Annotated in this window: 17 protein-coding genes and 1 tRNA gene; 1 reads left to right on the top strand and 17 read right to left on the bottom strand. The window is 70.6% G+C overall.

The window, feature by feature from the left end:
* The 6 genes from VGB14_19705 to VGB14_19680 all read right to left on the bottom strand — a co-directional run.
* The coding region (locus tag VGB14_19705; protein ID HEX9995159.1) for a GTP-binding protein at window positions 1-138 on the bottom strand (138 nt) is incomplete at its 3' end.
* A gap of 30 nt (window positions 139-168) precedes the next feature.
* Window positions 169-2,271, bottom strand: coding sequence for an elongation factor G (fusA, locus tag VGB14_19700; GenBank protein HEX9995158.1), 2,103 nt, complete (start codon window positions 2,269-2,271; stop codon window positions 169-171).
* A 182-nt stretch (window positions 2,272-2,453) separates the two neighbouring features.
* Window positions 2,454-2,924 (bottom strand): 30S ribosomal protein S7, encoded by a 471-nt coding sequence (rpsG, locus tag VGB14_19695; GenBank protein HEX9995157.1) that lies wholly within the window; start codon window positions 2,922-2,924, stop codon window positions 2,454-2,456.
* A gap of 1 nt (window position 2,925) precedes the next feature.
* Window positions 2,926-3,297, bottom strand: coding sequence for a 30S ribosomal protein S12 (rpsL, locus tag VGB14_19690; protein ID HEX9995156.1), 372 nt, complete (start codon window positions 3,295-3,297; stop codon window positions 2,926-2,928).
* Window positions 3,298-3,582: 285 nt separating this feature from the next.
* Complete coding sequence (locus VGB14_19685; protein HEX9995155.1) at window positions 3,583-7,572, bottom strand: DNA-directed RNA polymerase subunit beta'; 3,990 nt, start codon at window positions 7,570-7,572, stop codon at window positions 3,583-3,585.
* A gap of 11 nt (window positions 7,573-7,583) precedes the next feature.
* Window positions 7,584-11,171, bottom strand: coding sequence for a DNA-directed RNA polymerase subunit beta (locus VGB14_19680; GenBank protein ID HEX9995154.1), 3,588 nt, complete (start codon window positions 11,169-11,171; stop codon window positions 7,584-7,586).
* 288 nt (window positions 11,172-11,459) lie between these two features.
* Between VGB14_19680 and VGB14_19675 the strand changes: the two genes are divergently transcribed.
* Window positions 11,460-11,816, top strand: coding sequence for a hypothetical protein (locus VGB14_19675; GenBank protein ID HEX9995153.1), 357 nt, complete (start codon window positions 11,460-11,462; stop codon window positions 11,814-11,816).
* A 54-nt stretch (window positions 11,817-11,870) separates the two neighbouring features.
* Here VGB14_19675 and rplL read toward each other — a convergent pair whose 3' ends face one another.
* From rplL to tuf, 11 genes are all read right to left on the bottom strand, one after another.
* Window positions 11,871-12,251 carry a 50S ribosomal protein L7/L12 gene (gene rplL / locus VGB14_19670; GenBank protein HEX9995152.1) on the bottom strand — a complete coding sequence of 127 codons (381 nt, stop codon included), beginning with the start codon at window positions 12,249-12,251 and terminating at the stop codon, window positions 11,871-11,873.
* A 3-nt stretch (window positions 12,252-12,254) separates the two neighbouring features.
* On the bottom strand, window positions 12,255-12,848 hold the full coding sequence (gene rplJ, locus VGB14_19665; protein HEX9995151.1) for a 50S ribosomal protein L10: 594 nt from the start codon (window positions 12,846-12,848) through the stop codon (window positions 12,255-12,257).
* A 164-nt stretch (window positions 12,849-13,012) separates the two neighbouring features.
* On the bottom strand, window positions 13,013-13,723 hold the full coding sequence (gene rplA / locus VGB14_19660; protein ID HEX9995150.1) for a 50S ribosomal protein L1: 711 nt from the start codon (window positions 13,721-13,723) through the stop codon (window positions 13,013-13,015).
* Window positions 13,724-13,795: 72 nt separating this feature from the next.
* Window positions 13,796-14,221, bottom strand: a complete 426-nt coding sequence (rplK, locus tag VGB14_19655; GenBank protein HEX9995149.1) for a 50S ribosomal protein L11 — start codon at window positions 14,219-14,221, stop codon at window positions 13,796-13,798.
* A 61-nt stretch (window positions 14,222-14,282) separates the two neighbouring features.
* Entirely contained in the window at window positions 14,283-14,858 is a 576-nt protein-coding gene (gene nusG, locus VGB14_19650; GenBank protein HEX9995148.1) for a transcription termination/antitermination protein NusG, read from the bottom strand.
* Between the two features lie 71 nt (window positions 14,859-14,929).
* A complete protein-coding gene (secE, locus tag VGB14_19645) occupies window positions 14,930-15,238 on the bottom strand; it encodes a preprotein translocase subunit SecE (GenBank protein ID HEX9995147.1) in 309 nt (102 codons plus the stop codon).
* A gap of 25 nt (window positions 15,239-15,263) precedes the next feature.
* Window positions 15,264-15,337 (bottom strand) — tRNA-Trp (locus VGB14_19640).
* Between the two features lie 84 nt (window positions 15,338-15,421).
* Window positions 15,422-15,802: a hypothetical protein gene (locus VGB14_19635; GenBank protein ID HEX9995146.1), complete on the bottom strand. Its 381-nt coding sequence runs from the start codon at window positions 15,800-15,802 to the stop codon at window positions 15,422-15,424.
* A 118-nt stretch (window positions 15,803-15,920) separates the two neighbouring features.
* A complete protein-coding gene (locus VGB14_19630; GenBank protein ID HEX9995145.1) occupies window positions 15,921-16,502 on the bottom strand; it encodes an RNA polymerase sigma factor in 582 nt (193 codons plus the stop codon).
* 100 nt (window positions 16,503-16,602) lie between these two features.
* Window positions 16,603-16,767 (bottom strand): 50S ribosomal protein L33, encoded by a 165-nt coding sequence (rpmG, locus tag VGB14_19625; GenBank protein ID HEX9995144.1) that lies wholly within the window; start codon window positions 16,765-16,767, stop codon window positions 16,603-16,605.
* A gap of 10 nt (window positions 16,768-16,777) precedes the next feature.
* A partial coding sequence (tuf, locus tag VGB14_19620) for an elongation factor Tu (protein HEX9995143.1) occupies window positions 16,778-17,093 on the bottom strand: 316 nt, incomplete at its 5' end.

Below are 17,093 nucleotides of genomic sequence, written 5' to 3'. Positions count from 1 at the left end.
CGTGAACGACACCGACGGATTCGCGTCGTGCAACACCTTCGTGATCGCCGCCGTCAACGTCGTCTTCCCATGATCGATATGACCCATCGTCCCCACATTCAAATGGGGCTTCGTACGCTCGAACTTCGCCTTGGCCATGGGAAACCTCGAAGACCTTTCTCGGAGGGGTCACTCGCCCCGGACGCGGGCCACGATCTCGGCCGCGATGGACTCCGGAACCTGCTGGTAGGAGTGGAACTGCATCGTGTAGGTCGCGCGCCCCTGGGTGCGCGAACGCAGGTCGGTAGCGTAGCCGAACATGTCCGAGAGCGGCACCAGCGCCCGGATGACCTGGCTGTTGCCCCGCTGCTCCATGCCCTCGATCTTGCCCCTGCGGCTCGACAGGTCGCCGATGACGTCGCCCATGTAGTCCTCGGGGGTGACGACCTCGACGGCCATGACCGGCTCGAGGAGGACGGGCTTGGCCTTGCGGGCGGCCTCCTTCAGCGCCATCGACCCGGCGACCTTGAAGGCCATCTCGGAGGAGTCGACCTCGTGGTAGGAGCCGTCGACGAGCACGGCCCGCACGTCGACGAGCGGGTAGCCGGCGAGCACGCCCGAGCTGAGCGACTGCTGGATGCCCTGGTCGACGGCCGGGATGTACTCCCGGGGGATGCGGCCGCCGCTGATCTTGTCGACGAACTCGTAGCCGCCGCCCGGGCCGGTGGGCTCGAGGTTGATGACCACGTGCGCGAACTGGCCGGCGCCGCCGGTCTGCTTCACGTGCCGGTAGACGACGTTCTCGACCGAGCGGCTGATCGTCTCCCGGTAGGCGACCTGCGGGCGGCCGACGTTGGCGTCGACCTTGAACTCCCGCAGCATGCGGTCGACCAGCACCTCGAGGTGCAGCTCGCCCATGCCGGAGATGACGGTCTGGCCGGTGTCCTCGTCGGTGCGGACCTGGAAGGTCGGGTCCTCCTCGGACAGCGCGTAGAGGGCCTTGCCCAGCTTGTCCTGGTCGGCCTTGGTCTTCGGCTCGACGGCCACGTGGATGACCGGCTCGGGGAACTCCAGGGACTCGAGCACGATGTGGTGCTGCGGGTCGCACAGGGTGTCGCCCGTGCTCGTGTGCTTCAGGCCGACGGCGGCGACGATGTCGCCGGCGAAGACGGCGTCCTTGTCCTCGCGGTGGTTGGCGTGCATCTGGAGGATGCGGCCGATCCGCTCGCGGTTGCCCTTCGTGGCGTTGTAGACGTGGGAGCCGGCCTTGAGCGTGCCGGAGTAGACGCGGAAGTAGGTGAGCTTGCCGACGAACGGGTCGCTCATGATCTTGAAGGCGAGCGCGGCGAACGGCTCGGAGTCGTCCGGCTTGCGGGTGAGCTCCTCCTCGCCCCGGACGTCGGTGCCCGAGACGGGGGGCAGGTCGAGCGGCGACGGCAGGAAGTCGACGACCGCGTCGAGCATGGGCTGCACGCCCTTGTTCTTGAAGGCGCTGCCGCACAGCACGGGGACGACCTCGTTGGCGATGGTGCCGTGGCGCAGGGCCCGGCGCAGGTCCTCGCCGGTGATCTCCTCGTCGCCCACGTACTTCTCGAGGATCGTCTCGTCGAAGGCCGACAGCACGTCGATGAGGTCGTGGCGGTAGGCCTCGGCCTGGTCGGCGAGGTCCTCGGGGATCGGGGTGACCTCCCAGCGCTCGCCCATGCCGTCGACGTCGTCCCAGACGAGGCCGCGCATGTTGATGAGATCGACCATGCCCCGGAAGTGGCCCTCGGCGCCGATCGGCAGCTGGACGACGGCGACGTTGGCCTCGAGCCGGCTGCGGATGCTCTCCACGGCGGCGAAGAAGTCGGCCCCGATCCGGTCCATCTTGTTGACGAAGCAGATGCGGGGGACGCCGTACTTGTTGGCCTGGCGCCACACGGTCTCGGTCTGGGGCTCCACGCCGGCGACGGCGTCGAAGACGGCGACGGCGCCGTCGAGCACGCGCAGGGACCGCTCGACCTCGACGGTGAAGTCGACGTGGCCGGGGGGGTCGATGATGTTGATCCAGTGGTCCTTCCCCCGGCACGTCGTGGCCGCCGACGTGATGGTGATGCCCCGCTCCTGCTCCTGGACCATCCAGTCCATCTGGGCCGCGCCCTCGTGGACCTCGCCGATCTTGTACGTCTTCCCCGTGTAGTAGAGGATGCGCTCGGTCGTCGTGGTCTTGCCCGCGTCGATGTGGGCCATGATCCCGATGTTGCGGGTCTTGTGGAGGGGGTACTCGCGGATGGTCGGGGCCTCAGCCATGTCTCGCTTCGCTCACTTCGTGTCTCGTCGCGTGTCGTCGTAGGTGCAACACCGATCCGGGCCCGGACATGCCACGACCGGGCACACGGCCCGGTCGCAGGGGGCACACCGGGGGGCGCACCCCCGGCACGTGACGGGGATGGGTCAGCTGGTCGTGGTGGTCTTCATGGCGCGCCGAACCTCTACCAGCGGTAGTGGGCGAAGGCCTTGTTGGACTCCGCCATCTTGTGGAGGTCCTCACGGCGCTTGACCGAGGCGCCGACGCCGTTCGAGGCGTCGAGCAGCTCGTTGGCCAGGCGCTGGGCCATCGTCTTCTCGCGGCGCTGGCGGGAGTAGCCGACCAGCCACCGGATGGCGAGCGTGTTGGCCCTGCGGGGCCGGACCTCGACGGGCACCTGGTAGGTGGCGCCGCCGACCCGGCGGCTGCGCACCTCGAGCTGGGGCCGGACGTTGTCGACGGCCCGCTTCAGCGCGGCGATCGGCTCGTTGCCGGTCTTGTCCCTGATCGTGTCGAGCGCCTCGTACACGATGCGCTCGGCCACCGACCGCTTGCCCCGCTGGAGCACCTTGTTGGTCAGCTGGGTGACGACCACCGAGCGGTAGATCGGATCGGGCATGAGCTCCCGGCGCGGGGCCGGGCCCTTGCGAGGCATCTCAGCCCCCCTTCTTGGCGCCGTAGCGGCTGCGGGCCTGCTTGCGGTCCCGGACGCCTGAGGCGTCGAGGGTGCCGCGGATGATCTTGTAGCGGACGCCGGGCAGGTCCTTCACCCGGCCGCCGCGGACGAGCACGATCGAGTGCTCCTGGAGGTTGTGCCCCTCGCCCGGGATGTAGGCGGTGATCTCCATCCCGCTGGTGAGGCGGACGCGGGCGACCTTGCGCAGCGCCGAGTTCGGCTTCTTCGGCGTCGCCGTGTACACGCGCGTGCAGACCCCCCGGCGCTGCGGGGCGCCCTTCAGCGCGGGGGTCTTGCCCTTCGTGGGCTTGGCCTCGCGACCCTTCCTGACCAGCTGCTGGATGGTGGGCACTCGCTACCTCGGTGGTGGGGAACCGGTGACCGGCGCGGCCACGGGGGCGCAGCACGGCCGACCGACCATGCTAGGCCCACCCCCGGTCAACGGCAAACGGCGGACCGGTCGGGCGGCGCAGCCGGGGATCGAGGGCGCCCGTCGCCGCCGCCCGGGGGCGGTCGCCGGGCCGCCCGCGGCCGAGGGACCACGGCCACTCGACCGCGCCGACGCCGCTCCGGACGCGGCGATGGCCGCGGCCGGGTCGACCCCGGCCGCGGCCATCCGGTCCGCTGCGTCCGTGCCCTAGCCGGCCGACTCCTCGCCGGGGGCGAGGGCGATGACCTCGGCCACCTCGGGGTCGACCTCGTCGCCGTCGGCCGACGCCGACCCGCCGATGCCCGAGAGCCACTCGGCCAGGCTGGTCTCCTCGGAGGACCAGAACTCCATCGGCTGGTAGTCCGGGGCGTGGGTGTCGATGTCCCGGTAGTGGGTCATCCCCGTGCCGGCCGGGATCAGCTTGCCGATGATGATGTTCTCCTTCAGGCCGAGCAGCGAGTCCGAGCGGGACTCGATGGCGGCCTCGGTGAGCACCCTGGTCGTCTCCTGGAACGACGCCGCCGACAGCCACGAGTCGGTGGCGAGCGACGCCTTGGTGATGCCCATCAGCTCCGGACGGCCCTCGGCCGGGGTGCGGCCGGCGGCCCTGCGGTGCTGGTTGACCTCGGCGAAGCGCTTGGCGTCGACCCGCTCGCCGGGGAGGAAGTTGACGTCCTCCGCGTCCTCGGGCTCGTACTCGCCGGGCTCGGACACGGCCACCCGGCGGGTCATCTGGCGCACGATCAGCTCGATGTGCTTGTCGTGGATCGACACGCCCTGGTCCCGGTAGACCTTCTGGACCTCGGAGACCAGGTACTGCTGGGTCTCGCGGACGCCCTTGATCTCGAGGAGCTCCTTCGGGTCCCGAGGGGTCTTGTCGTCGCCGGTGATGGCCTGGCCGGCCGTGATCTCCTGGCCGTCGACGATCGAGAGCCGGACGAGGGTCGGGATCGTGTAGGTGTCCTCGGTGCCGTCGTCGCCGACGATCGTGACGACCCGGCCCTTGCCCTCGTCCTCGGCCACCCGCACGACGCCCGAGGTGCGGGCCAGGGTGGCCTTGCCCCGCGGGCTGCGGGCCTCGAACAGCTCGACGACGCGGGGGAGGCCGCCGGCGATGTCGCCGCCGCCGGCGATGCCGCCGGTGTGGAACGTCCGCATGGTGAGCTGGGTGCCCGGCTCGCCGATGGACTGGGCGGCGATGACGCCGACCGCCTCGCCGAGCTCGATCGTGCGGCCGGTGGCCAGCGAGCGGCCGTAGCACTTGGCGCACACGCCGAAGTCGGCCTGGCAGGTGAGGACCGAGCGGACCCGGACCCGGTCGACCTGGGGGTCGTCCCGGAGCTGCTCGAGCTCGGCGTCGCCGATCTCGGTGCCGGCCGGGATGACCGTGCCGTCCGAGAGGGTGGCGTCGGCCGCGAGGGTCCGGCCGAACAGCCGGGTCTCGAGGTAGCTGCGCCGGCCGGCGGCGTCGGGGACGATGCCGTCGAGCCACAGGCCGCGGGCGGGGTCGCCCTCGCGGTGGCAGTCGTCCTCCCGCACGATCAGCTCCTGGGCCACGTCGACGAGGCGGCGGGTCAGGTAGCCGGAGTCGGCGGTCCGGAGGGCCGTGTCGACCAGGCCCTTGCGGGCGCCCGGCGTGGCGATGAAGTACTCGAGCATCGACAGGCCCTCGCGGAAGTTCGACTTGATCGGGCGGGGGATCATGTCGCCGCGGGGGTTGGCCACCAGGCCGCGCATGCCGGCGATCTGGCGGACCTGCATCATGTTCCCTCGGGCCCCCGAGCCGACCATCATGTCGATCGGGTTGAACCGGGTGGCCCGGAGGGCGTCCTCCATGGCCTTGCGGACCTCGTCGGTGGCGTTGGTCCAGATCTCGACTTCCTTCTGGCGCCGCTCGCCGTCGGTGATGATGCCCCGGCGGAACTGGGTCTCGACCTTCTCCGCCTCCCGCTCGTGGCGGTCGAGGATGGCCTTCTTCGCCTCCGGCGTGCGGACGTCCTCGATGGAGATCGTGAGCCCGGACTGCGAGGCGTAGCGGAAGCAGAGGTCCTTGATGGCGTCGAGGCTGCGGGCCACGACGGCCTTCGGCTCGTTGTTGGCCAGCCAGTCGACGATCTCGCCGATGTCGCGCTTCTTCACCGGGCGGTTCACGAAGTGCGGGTAGTGGTCAGGGAGCGCCGTGTTGAACAGCACCCGGCCGATCGTCGTCTTCGTGTACTGCGCCCGCTGGCCGTTGGCCGGCCGCTCGAGCAGCTTCGGGTGCCGGTACTCGACGAGCGCGTGCAGGTTGACGTCGCCGGACTCGTAGGCCCGCTCGACCTCGTGCAGGTGCCGGAAGACCCGGCCCTCGCCCTTCGCCCCCTCGACCTGCTCGGTGAGGTAGTAGGCGCCGATGACCATGTCCTGGGTGGGCGTCACCAGCGGGCGGCCGTGGGCCGGGCTGAGGATGTTGTTGGCCGACAGCATCAGCACCCGGCTCTCCGCCTGGGCCTCGGCCGACAGCGGGAGGTGCACGGCCATCTGGTCGCCGTCGAAGTCGGCGTTGAAGGCGGTGCAGACGAGCGGGTGGATCTGGATGGCCTTGCCCTCGACCAGCACCGGCTCGAAGGCCTGGATGCCGAGGCGGTGCAGGGTCGGCGCCCGGTTGAGCAGCACCGGGTGCTCGCGGATGACCTCCTCGAGCACGTCCCACACCTGCGGGCGGCGGCGCTCGACCATGCGCTTGGCCGACTTGATGTTCTGGGCCAGCTCCTGGTCCACCAGCCGCTTCATGACGAACGGCTTGAACAGCTCGAGGGCCATGAGCTTGGGCAGGCCGCACTGGTGCAGCTTGAGGGTCGGGCCGACGACGATGACCGACCGGCCCGAGTAGTCGACCCGCTTGCCGAGCAGGTTCTGGCGGAACCGGCCCTGCTTGCCCTTCAGCATGTCCGAGAGCGACTTCAGCGGGCGGTTGCCCGGCCCGGTGACCGGGCGGCCCCTGCGGCCGTTGTCGAACAGCGCGTCGACGGCCTCCTGGAGCATCCGCTTCTCGTTGTTGACGATGATCTCGGGGGCGCCGAGGTCGAGCAGGCGCTTCAGCCGGTTGTTCCGGTTGATGACCCGGCGGTACAGGTCGTTCAGGTCGGACGTGGCGAAGCGGCCGCCGTCGAGCTGGACCATCGGCCGCAGCTCGGGCGGGATCACCGGGACGACGTCGAGGATCATGGCCCTCGGGTCGTTGACCCGCCGGCCGTGCTCGTCGCGCCGGTTGAACGCCGACACGATCTTCAGCCGCTTGATGGCCTTCTGCTTGCGCTGGGCCGACAGCGGCCGGCGGCCGTCGGTCGGGTCGATGGCCTCCCGGAGCTTGACCTCCTCCTCGTCGAGGTCGATCCGGTCGATCAGGCGGGCGATGGCGTCGGCGCCCATCCCGCCCTCGAAGTAGTCGGCGTAGCGGTCCTTCAGCTCCCGCCAGAGGACCTCGTCCTCGATGATCTTGCGGGCGAACAGGTCGCGGAACTCGTCGAAGGCCCGCTGGGCCAGCTCGCGCTCGGCGTCGGCCCGCTCGCGGATGGCGGCGACGTCGCGCTCGGCCGCCTTCTGGCGGGCGCGGATGTCGGACTCCTTCGCGCCCTCGGCCTCGAGCGCGGCGACCTCGTCCTCGACGGCCTTGAACCGGCGGTCGATGTCGAGGTCCCGGTTGCGCTCGATGTCGTCGAGCTCCTCGCGGAGCTCGGCCTCGAGGTTCGGGAGCTCCTCGTGGCGGCGCGCCTCGTCCACCCAGGTGACGAGGTTGGCCGCGAAGTAGATGACCTTCTCGAGCTGCTTGGCCTTCAGCTCCTCACGGACCTCGGTGCCCATGAGCAGGTAGGCGAGCCACGAGCGGGTGCCGCGGAGGTACCAGATGTGGACGACCGGGGCGGCGAGCTCGATGTGGCCCATCCGCTCGCGGCGGACCTTCGAGCGGGTGACCTCGACCCCGCAGCGCTCGCAGATGATCCCCTTGAACCGGACGCGCTTGTACTTGCCGCAGTAGCACTCCCAGTCCTTGGTCGGGCCGAAGATCTTCTCGCAGAAGAGCCCGTCCTTCTCGGGGCGCAGGGTGCGGTAGTTGATGGTCTCGGGCTTCTTGACCTCGCCGTTGGACCACGTGCGGATCGAGTCGGCCGTGGCCAGCCCGATCCGCAGCTGATCGAAGTTGTTGACGTCGAGCACGAAGTGACTCCTTACGGGCGCCCGGCCTGGCGGCGGGCGTCGTCCTCGTCGCTGCCCCGCTCCGGGCGGGAGATGTCGATGCCGAGCTCCTCGGCGGTCCGGAAGATGTCCTCGTCGAGCTCGCGCATCTCGATCGACTCACCGGCGACCGAGAGGACCTCGACGTTCAGGCAGAGCGCCTGCATCTCCTTGATGAGCACCTTGAAGCTCTCGGGGATGCCGGGCTCGGGGATGTTCTCGCCCTTGACGATGGCCTCGTAGACCTTCACGCGGCCGAGCACGTCGTCGCTCTTGATCGTGAGCAGCTCCTGCAGGCAGTAGGCGGCGCCGTAGGCCTCGAGGGCCCACACCTCCATCTCGCCGAAGCGCTGGCCGCCGAACTGGGCCTTCCCGCCGAGGGGCTGCTGGGTGATCATCGAGTACGGGCCGGTCGACCGGGCGTGGATCTTGTCGTCGACCAGGTGGGCGAGCTTCAGGATGTAGACGTAGCCGACGGTGATCGGGTTGTCGTAGATCTCGCCGGTGCGGCCGTTGTAGAGGGTGGCCTTGCCGTCCGGGCCGATGAGGCGCCGGCCGTCGACCGACTCGGGGCGGAGGTGCTCGAAGATCGTGCGGATGGTCGGGTGGCGCCCGGCCTCCTCCTCCTCGTCCCAGTGGGCGCCGTCGAACACGGGCGTGGCGATCAGGGTGGACGGCGGGGTGATCGGGCGGGTCTTCGACTCGGTGCCCCGCACCGGGTCGTCGCCGACGGCGGGGCCGACGGGGTTCTCCTCCCAGCCCCAGCGGGCGGCGTAGCCCAGGTGGGCCTCGAGCACCTGGCCGACGTTCATCCGGCTCGGCACGCCGAGCGGGTTGAGGATGATGTCGACGGGGGTGCCGTCGGCGAGGAACGGCATGTCCTCGATCGGCAGGATCTTCGAGATGACGCCCTTGTTGCCGTGGCGGCCGGCGAGCTTGTCGCCGACGCTGATCTTGCGCTTCTGGGCGACGTAGACCCGCACCAGCTGGTTCACGCCGGGGGGCAGCTCGTGGTGCTCGTCGCGGCTGAAGACCTTGACGTCGATGACCTTGCCCTGCTCGCCGTGGGGCACCTTGAGGCTCGTGTCGCGGACCTCGCGGGCCTTCTCGCCGAAGATGGCCCGCAGGAGGCGCTCCTCGGGGGTGAGCTCGGTCTCGCCCTTCGGGGTGACCTTGCCGACGAGCACGTCGCCCGGGCCGACCTCGGCGCCGATGCGGATGATGCCCCGGTCGTCGAGGTCCTTCAGGATCTCCTCGGAGAGGTTCGGGATGTCCCGGGTGATCTCCTCGGGCCCGAGCTTGGTGTCGCGGGCGTCGATCTCGTGCTCGTGGATGTGGATCGACGTCAGCACGTCGTCCTTGACGAGCCGCTCCGAGAGGATGATGGCGTCCTCGAAGTTGTAGCCCTCCCACGGCATGAACGCGACGAGCAGGTTCTTGCCGAGGGCCAGCTCGCCGGCGTCGGTCGACGGGCCGTCGGCCAGCACGTCGCCGGCCTTCACCCGGTCGCCCTCGCACACGAGCGGCTTCTGGTTGATGCAGGTGTCCTGGTTGGACCGCTCGAACTTGAGCAGCCGGTAGACCCGGCGGCCCCGCGTGCGGTACTCGACGGTGATCGACTCGCCGCTGACGCCGGACACGATGCCGTCGTCCTCGGCGATGACCATGTCGGCCGCGTCGCGGGCGGCCCTCGCCTCGATGCCGGTGCCGATGTAGGGCGCCTCGGGGCGGATGAGGGGGACGGCCTGGCGCTGCATGTTGGCGCCCATGAGCGCCCGGTTGGCGTCGTCGTGCTCGAGGAACGGAATCAGGCCGGTGCCGATCGAGACGATCTGCTTCGGCGAGACGTCCATCAGCTGGACCTCCTCGCCGGGCACCGAGCTGATCTCGGTGGTGGCGGCGAAGTAGATGTCCCGCTCCAGCTGGAGGCGCAGGTCGGCGAGCGAGGCGGCCTGGGGGCTGCGGCGCACGAGGACCCGCTCGTCCCTGAACGTGCCGTCGGGGTTGAGGGGCGCGTTCGCCTGGGCGACGACGTACTCCTCCTCCTCGTCGGCCGCGAGGTAGACGATCTCGTCGGTGACCTTGCCGTTCACGACCTTGCGGTACGGCGTCTCGAGGAAGCCGAACTCGTTGACCCTGGCGTAGGACGACAGGTAGCCGATCAGGCCGATGTTCGGGCCCTCCGGCGTCTCGATCGGGCACATCCTGCCGTAGTGGCTGAAGTGCACGTCGCGGACCTCGAAGCCGGCCCGCTCCCTGGACAGGCCGCCAGGGCCGAGGGCCGAGAGGCGTCGGCGGTGGGTGAGCCCGGCGAGCGGGTTCACCTGGTCCATGAACTGCGAGAGCTGGCTGGTGCCGAAGAACTCCTTGATGGCGGCGACCACCGGCCGGATGTTGATGAGCGTCTGGGGCGTGATCGCCTCGACGTCCTGGGTGGTCATGCGCTCGCGGACGACCCGCTCCATGCGGGACAGGCCGATGCGGACCTGGTTCTGGATCAGCTCGCCGACCGAGCGGATGCGGCGGTTGGCGAAGTGGTCCTGGTCGTCGAGGCGGTAGCCGGGCTCGCCCTTGGCCAGGTGCAGCAGGTACGAGCAGGCGGCCAGCACCTCGCACCGGGACAGCACGGGCTGGTCCTCGGTCGGGAAGTCGAGGTCGGTGAGGCCGTAGAGGTCCTGGAGCCGGTGCAGCTCGGGGCCGAGCTTGCGGTTCAGCTTGTAGCGGCCGACCCGGCTGAGGTCGTAGCGCCGGCTCTCGAAGAACGCGTTGCGGAAGTAGGCGCGCGCCGACTCGACCGAGGGCGGCTCGCCCGGCCGGGCCCGCTTGTAGATCTCGACCAGCGCCTCGTCCTGGGTGGGGGCGAGGTCGCGGTCCTTTTCCCACTGGCCCTCGAGGAAGTCGAAGTGGGAGACGAAGCGGTCGAGGAACCCCGGCGCGTTCTCCTCGTCGTAGCCGAGGGCGCGGAGCAGGACGAACAGGCTGAGCCGGCGCTTGCGGGCGACGCGGGTGCCGGCGGTGACGTCCTTGCCCGGCTTCTGCTCGACGTCGAACTCGATCCACTCGCCGCGGTAGGGGTGGATGGTGCCGGTGACGAGCTGGTGCTTGGCCAGGTTGCGGAGCCGGAACCGCTCACCGGGCTGGAAGATGACGCCGGGCGAGCGCACGAGCTGGGAGACCACCACCCGCTCGGTGCCGTTGATGACGAAGGTGCCCTTGTCGGTCATCATCGGGAAGTCCCCCATGAAGACCGTCTGCTCCTTGATCTCGCCGGTCGAGGCGTTCATGAACCTGGCCCGCACGAAGATCGGTGCGGAGTAGGTCATGTCCTTCTCCTTGCACTCCTCCACCGAGAACTTCGGCGGGGGGCGCAGGTCCTCGTCGTCCGGGTCGAACTCCAGCTCGAGCTGCAGGGTCTCGGTGAAGTCCTTGATCGGCGAGATGTCGCGGAAGGTCTCGACCAGCCCCTGGTGCAGGAACCAGTCGAAGGAGTGGCGCTGGATGGCGAGGAGGTCCGGGAGACCCAGCACCTCGTCGAGGTTCGCGAAGGAGTAACGGTCCCGGACGGCGGAGCGAGAGGGCAAGGACGACTCCTCGGTCGATCGGTCGGAAGTCGCCGGGGCGCGCGCGCTCACCGAGGTGAGGCAGAGGGGGAGACGCGGTCCGGCACGGCAACCGGACATGCTACGGCGTCGGAACGCCAGAGGCAACCCATCAGGCGCGAGGGACCAGACCTCCCCGCGCACGGGTCGGGGAGCAGGGTAAAGCGCGAGGCCCGATCGGTCAAGCTTTGCGCGTGATCCGCCCGCCGGGGCGGTGGCGAAGTGGTCGGCGGAGCGGGGCGACCGTCCCCCGCCCGGGAGGAGGCGACCATGGAGTGCCTGACGTGGGCGGCACCGATCGTGCCCGGCAAGCTCGACGCCTGGCGGGACTTCGACGCCGCCATGCGGGGGCCGAGGGCCGAGGAGCACCGGGCGTCGCGCCAGGCGCTCGGGATGGTGCGGGAGGTGTCGAGCCTGCTGCGCACCCCCGACGGCACCGACCTCGTGTGCCTGTTCCACGAGGCCGAGGACCTGGGCAAGGCGTTCCGGCAGCTGGCCGAGTCGACCGAGCCCTACGACGTGTGGTTCAGGGAGCGCCTCGTGGAGATCCACGGGCTCACCCCCGAGATGCTCGCCGCCGGCCCGCCGCCGGCCGAGCTGCACCTCGACTTCCGGGCCGGGGGCTGAGCGCGCCGGAGGGGGCGCCCCGGCGGGACGCCCCCTCCTCGCGACCGGCTCGTGCTACTTGAGCTCGACGGTGGCGCCGGCCCCCTCGAGCTGGGCCCTCGCCTTCTCGGCGTCCTCCTTGGACACCTTCTCGAGGACGGGCTTCGGGGCGCCGTCGACGAGGTCCTTGGCCTCCTTCAGCCCGAGGCTGGTGAGGGAGCGGACCTCCTTGATGACCTGGATCTTCTTCTCGCCGGCGGCCACGAGGACGACGTCGAACTCGTCCTTTTCCTCCTCGGCGGGGGCGGCGGCGCCGTCACCCGACGGGGCGGCCATGGCGGCCACGGGGGCGGCCGCGGTCACGCCGAACTTCTCCTCGAACTCCTTCAGCAGCTCGCTCAGCTCGAGGACGGTCATGTTGGCGATCGAGTCGAGGATCTCTTCCTTGGTGGCCATGGTTCAGCTCTCCTCCGGAGTGGCGGTGGCGTCGGTGGGCTCGGCGGCGGGCTCCCCACCGCGCTGGTCGATCAGGGCCTGGAGGCCGTAGGCGAAGTTCCTGGGCAGGGCCTGGAGCAGGCCGGCGAACTGCCGCATCGGGGCGGCGAAGCCACCGGCCAGGCGGGCCAGCAGCTCCTCGCGGGGGGCGACGTCGGCGAGGGCCCTGACGTCCTCGGCCGACAGCACCTTCTCGCCCAGCAGGCCGCCCTTCAGGACGAGGCTGGGGTTGGTGCGGGCGAAGTCCCTCAGGGCCTTGGCGACGGTGACGGGGTCGCCGCCGGCGCCGTCGGGACGGGTGGTGACGAAGGCGATCGCCGTGGGGCCCGTGAGCAGCTCCTCGGCGCCGTCGAGGCCAAGGTCGCGAACGGCGAAGCGGACGAGGGTGTTCTTGTAGATCTTGTACTCGCCGCCCGCGTCCCGCAGCGACCGGCGCAGGGTCGCCATGGCGGCGACGTTCAGGCCGCGGTACTCGGTGACCACCGCCGCGTCGGCCGACGAGAGCTTCTCGCGGACCTCGTCGACGACCGCCACCTTCTCCGGCCTCGGGTTCTCCATCCTCCACCTCCTTCCATGGGTCGGCGCCCGCGCGGACCAGGAGGAGGGAGGACGGTGGGACGTCCGCCTCGTCAGGCGGGCCCTGGGGCCCTTTCAGCGCCGGTGGCGCACCGGAGGTCTACGGCGAGCGAGATCGGTTGTGAGCGCGGAATGCTACCGCGGCGCTACGCGGCTTCGTCGTCGAAGGTCCGCAGCCTGGCCGGGTCGATCTTGATGCCGGGGCCCATCGTGGTGGCCACGGCGACCTTGCGGAAGTAGCGGCCCTTGGCCGCCGCCGGCTTGGCCCGCTGGAGCTCCTCGACCACGGCCCTGAAGTTGGCGAGCAGCGCGGGCGGGTCGAAGCTGACCTTGCCGATCGGCACGTGGATGTTGCCGTACCGGTCGGTGCGGTACTCGACCCGGCCGCCCTTGAACTCCCGCACGGCCCGGCCCACGTCGGTGGTGACCGTGCCCGTCTTCGGGTTGGGCATGAGGCCCCGGGGGCCGAGGATGCGGCCCAGCCGGCCGACCTGGGGCATCAGGTCGGGGGTGGCGATGGCCACGTCGAAGTCGATCTGGCCGCCCTGGATGCGCTCGGCCAGGTCGTCGGCCCCGACGAGGTCGGCGCCCGCCTCCCTCGCCTCGGCGGCGGCGTCGCCGGCGGCGAACACGGCCACCCGGACGTCCTTGCCGGTGCCCGACGGCAGGCCGACGGTGCCCCGCACCATCTGGTCGGCCTTGCGGGGGTCGACGCCGAGCCGGACGGCCAGCTCGACGGTCTCGTCGAAGCGGGCCGGGGCGAGCTGCTTGGCCAGCTCGACGGCCTCGACCGGTGAGTGCAGCCGCTGGCGGTCGAACCGCTTGGCCGCGTCGCTGAACTTCTTGCCGTGCGCCATGGTGGCTCCCTCGGGGTTGGTGGTCCGGCCGGGGCGAGGTCGTCCCCGGCGCCGGTTGGGTGGTGGTCGGGCCTAGACGACCCGGATGCCCATCGAGCGGGCAGTGCCCCGCACCTGCTGCTTGGCCGCCTCGAGGTCGTTGGCGTTGAGGTCGGGCAGCTTGGTGCGGGCGATCTCGGCGACCTGGTCGTCGGTGACGGTGCCGGCCTCGGCCTTGCCGGGGGTCTGGGACCCCTTGTCGACGCCGGCGGCGGCGCGCAGCAGGACCGGGGTGGGCGGCGTCTTGGTGACGAACGTGAACGTCCGGTCCTCGAAGACCGTGATCTCGACCGGGACGATCGTGCCCCGCTGGGCCTCCGTGGCGGCGTTGTACGCCTTGCAGAAGTCCATGATGGCGACGCCGTGGGGGCCGAGCGCGGTGCCGACGGGCGGCGCCGGCGTGGCCTGGCCGGCCGGGATCTGGATCTTGACGACGGCCGCGACCCTCTTCTTGGCCATGGTGAGCGTGCTTCCTCGCGTCGGGTTCGGAGTCGGGCCCCGGAAGGGCCGACCGACCAGCCTACAGCTTCGCGACCTGGCTGAACTCCAGCTCGACCGGGGTCTCCCGGCCGAAGATGTTGACCAGGACCTTGAGCTTGAGCTGGTCCTCGTTGATCTCGACCACCTCGCCGGAGAAGTCGGCGAAGGGGCCCTCCTTAACCCGCACGGTCTCGCCCCGCTCGTACTCGAGGCGGGGCTTGCCCCGCTTCGGGGCCTCGGCGTCGGTCTTCACCTGGAGGAACGACTCGACGTCCTTGCGGCCGAGCGGGGACGGCTTGGCCCCCTGGCCGACGAAGCCGGTCACCCCCGGCGTGTTGCGGACCACGTACCAGGAGTCGTCGTCGAGCTCGCAGCGAACGAGGAGGTAGCCGGGGAAGACCTTCTTCTGGACGACCACCTTCTTGCCGTTCTTGAACTCGACCACGTCCTCCATGGGGATGACGACCTCGAAGATCCGCTCCTCCATGTTCATGGACTGGATGCGGGCCTCGAGGTTCTGCTTGACCTTCTTCTCGTAGCCCGACTGGGTGTGGACCACGGACCACTGGCCCGGCCGGTCGTAGGGGCTCTCGACCGGCTGCTCCTCGGCGAGCAGCTCGTCCTCGTCGAGGACGTCCACGTCGCCGGGGGCGGCCGGCTCGTTCGGGGTCAGGTCGTCGGTGGCGCTCACGAGGCCTCGAAGAGGTCGAGGACGAAGTTGGAGAAGACGAAGTCGAGGCCGGCGATGAACGCCGTCAGCAGGACCACGGCCACGAGGACGATGATCGAGTAGTTGACCACCTCCGCCCTCGTGGGCCAGGCGACCTTGCGCAGCTCGCCCCGCACCTCCCGCACGAACTGCTTCGGGCTGGTGCGCTCCTTGACGGCGGCCGGCTTGGGGGCCGGCGCGGCGCGGCGCTGACGGACGGGCTCGCCCGTCTCGTCGAGCTGCCCCTGCCGTTGGAGCATGCGCTTGGTCTCTCGGTTCATGGCCATGTGACGGAACCTCTTCGGCCGCGAGCAGGGCAGGAGGGACTCGAACCCCCAACCGCCGGTTTTGGAGACCGGTGCTCTGCCAGATTGAGCTACTGCCCTCTGGGGGTCGGCCCAGCGTAGCTTCCGCCGGGAACCGATGGCACCCGGCCCCTCGCCGCCCGCCGCCCGGGCCGCCGGGCCCGGTCAGCCGGCGAGGCGGGGGCGCTGGCGGCGGTGGGCGAACACGACGGCGCCGGCGGCCCCGGCGGCGGTGGCCGCGGCGATGCCGCCGAGGTAGGCGACCCGCCGGCCGTGGAGCAGCGAGCGGATGGCCTGGCGCTCTCCGGCCGCCTCGACGGCGGCCAGCACGTCCGCGAGCAGCCCGGGCGCCGGCTCCAGCACCTCGGTGCGCATGGCCCGCAGGGCGCGGAGCAGCCGGCGGTACTGGACGAGCTCGGCCTGGCAGCGCAGGCAGCGCTCGACGTGGCGGCGGCCGGCCCGGTCGAGGGAGAGCACGCCGTCGGCCGCCCCCGCCAGCGCCTCGCTGAGGTCGGCGCAGGTCAGCTGGGCCGGGGCCCGGCTCACGGGTGCGCTCCGATGGCGCTCGGCATGGGCGCGGCGGGTTGCGTGGTGCACCGTTCGACAGCGGCCCGCCGGGGCCCTGCCGGCCGGCGCCCCGTCCCGGCGCCCGGCCTCGATCGCGTCACCCCGCCTTCGCCCCCTCACCGTGCTCCCTGACCCCGAACAGGGACTCCCTCAGCTTGCGCCTGGCCCGGTGCAGGCGCACCTTGGCGGCGGACTCGGAGATCCCGAGCTCGGCGGCGATCGCCTCGTGGGGCAGGTCGTACACGTCCCGGAGGACGACGACGGCCCGCAGCCGGGGCGGCAGCTCGGCGAGCGCCGCCGCCAGCCGGTCCCTGAGGACGGCGGCGTCGGCCCTGGCCTGGGGGTCGAACTCCGGCGACTCGTCGATCACCGGGGCGTCGTCGGCCAGCTCCTCGTGGCGGTGCCGGCGGCGCCGGCCCAGGTGGGTGGACGCGCAGTTCGCGGTGATGCGGTACATCCACGTCGAGAACTGGGCGTCGCCGCGGAAGCGCCGGAGGCCGCGATAGGCCCGGAGATAGGCCTCCTGCACCACGTCCCGTGCGTCCTCCTCGTCGCCCGTCAGCCGGTACGCCAACGTGTAGGTGTCGGCGTAGGTCGCGCGCACGAGGTCGTCGAACGCCGACCGGTCGCCGGCCCTGGCGGCCGTGACCAGCGCGTCGATGTCCCTCGGCAACTGCACGTGTGACCTCCGGGCGCGAGCGGGCGTTACGTGAAGGTTCGTTGAACGTTCCTCGTCACGCGACGGTCAAACCTGGTTTCTCGCAGGAGTTGTAGCGCCCCTACCGGGTCTCGCGGTGGACCGTGTGGGTCCGGTCCCAGCGGCAGTACTTCTTCATCTCGATGCGCTCGCGGTCGTTGATCTTCGACTTCATCGTGATGTAGTTGCGCCGCTTGCACACCTGGCACTCGAGGGTGACCTTCACCCGCTTGTCGGCCTGGGCCATGTCCGTCTCCCTACTTGATGATCTTGACGACCCGGCCGGCGCCGACGGTGCGGCCACCCTCCCGGATGGCGAACCGCAGGCCCTCGTCCATGGCGATCGGGTGGATCAACGAGACCCGCATCGTGGTGTTGTCACCCGGCATGCACATCTCGGTCCCCTCCGGCAACTCGATCGTGCCGGTCACGTCCGTGGTCCGGAAGTAGAACTGCGGCCGGTAGTTCGAGAAGAACGGCTTGTGCCGACCGCCCTCCTCCTTGGTCAACACGTACACCTGCCCCTCGAAATCGGTGTGCGGCGTGATCGACCCCGGCTTGGCCAACACCTGG

Source organism: Acidimicrobiales bacterium (assembly GCA_036399815.1).
Taxonomy (GTDB): Bacteria; Actinomycetota; Acidimicrobiia; order Acidimicrobiales; family DASWMK01; genus DASWMK01.
Note: the sequence above shows the minus strand (reverse complement) of the source record. Positions and strands in the feature narration are given on the sequence as shown.

What these genes read in the sequence shown, in the direction of transcription:
- fusA (HEX9995158.1), bottom strand. Translation starts at nt 2,271, where the DNA reads ATGGCTGAGGCCCCGACCATCCGCGAGTACCCCCTCCACAAGACCCGC.
- rpsG (HEX9995157.1), bottom strand. Translation starts at nt 2,924, where the DNA reads ATGCCTCGCAAGGGCCCGGCCCCGCGCCGGGAGCTCATGCCCGATCCG.
- VGB14_19675 (HEX9995153.1), top strand. Translation starts at nt 11,460, where the DNA reads ATGGAGTGCCTGACGTGGGCGGCACCGATCGTGCCCGGCAAGCTCGAC.
- rplL (HEX9995152.1), bottom strand. Translation starts at nt 12,251, where the DNA reads ATGGCCACCAAGGAAGAGATCCTCGACTCGATCGCCAACATGACCGTC.
- rplJ (HEX9995151.1), bottom strand. Translation starts at nt 12,848, where the DNA reads ATGGAGAACCCGAGGCCGGAGAAGGTGGCGGTCGTCGACGAGGTCCGC.
- rplA (HEX9995150.1), bottom strand. Translation starts at nt 13,723, where the DNA reads ATGGCGCACGGCAAGAAGTTCAGCGACGCGGCCAAGCGGTTCGACCGC.
- rplK (HEX9995149.1), bottom strand. Translation starts at nt 14,221, where the DNA reads ATGGCCAAGAAGAGGGTCGCGGCCGTCGTCAAGATCCAGATCCCGGCC.
- secE (HEX9995147.1), bottom strand. Translation starts at nt 15,238, where the DNA reads ATGGCCATGAACCGAGAGACCAAGCGCATGCTCCAACGGCAGGGGCAG.
- rpmG (HEX9995144.1), bottom strand. Translation starts at nt 16,767, where the DNA reads ATGGCCCAGGCCGACAAGCGGGTGAAGGTCACCCTCGAGTGCCAGGTG.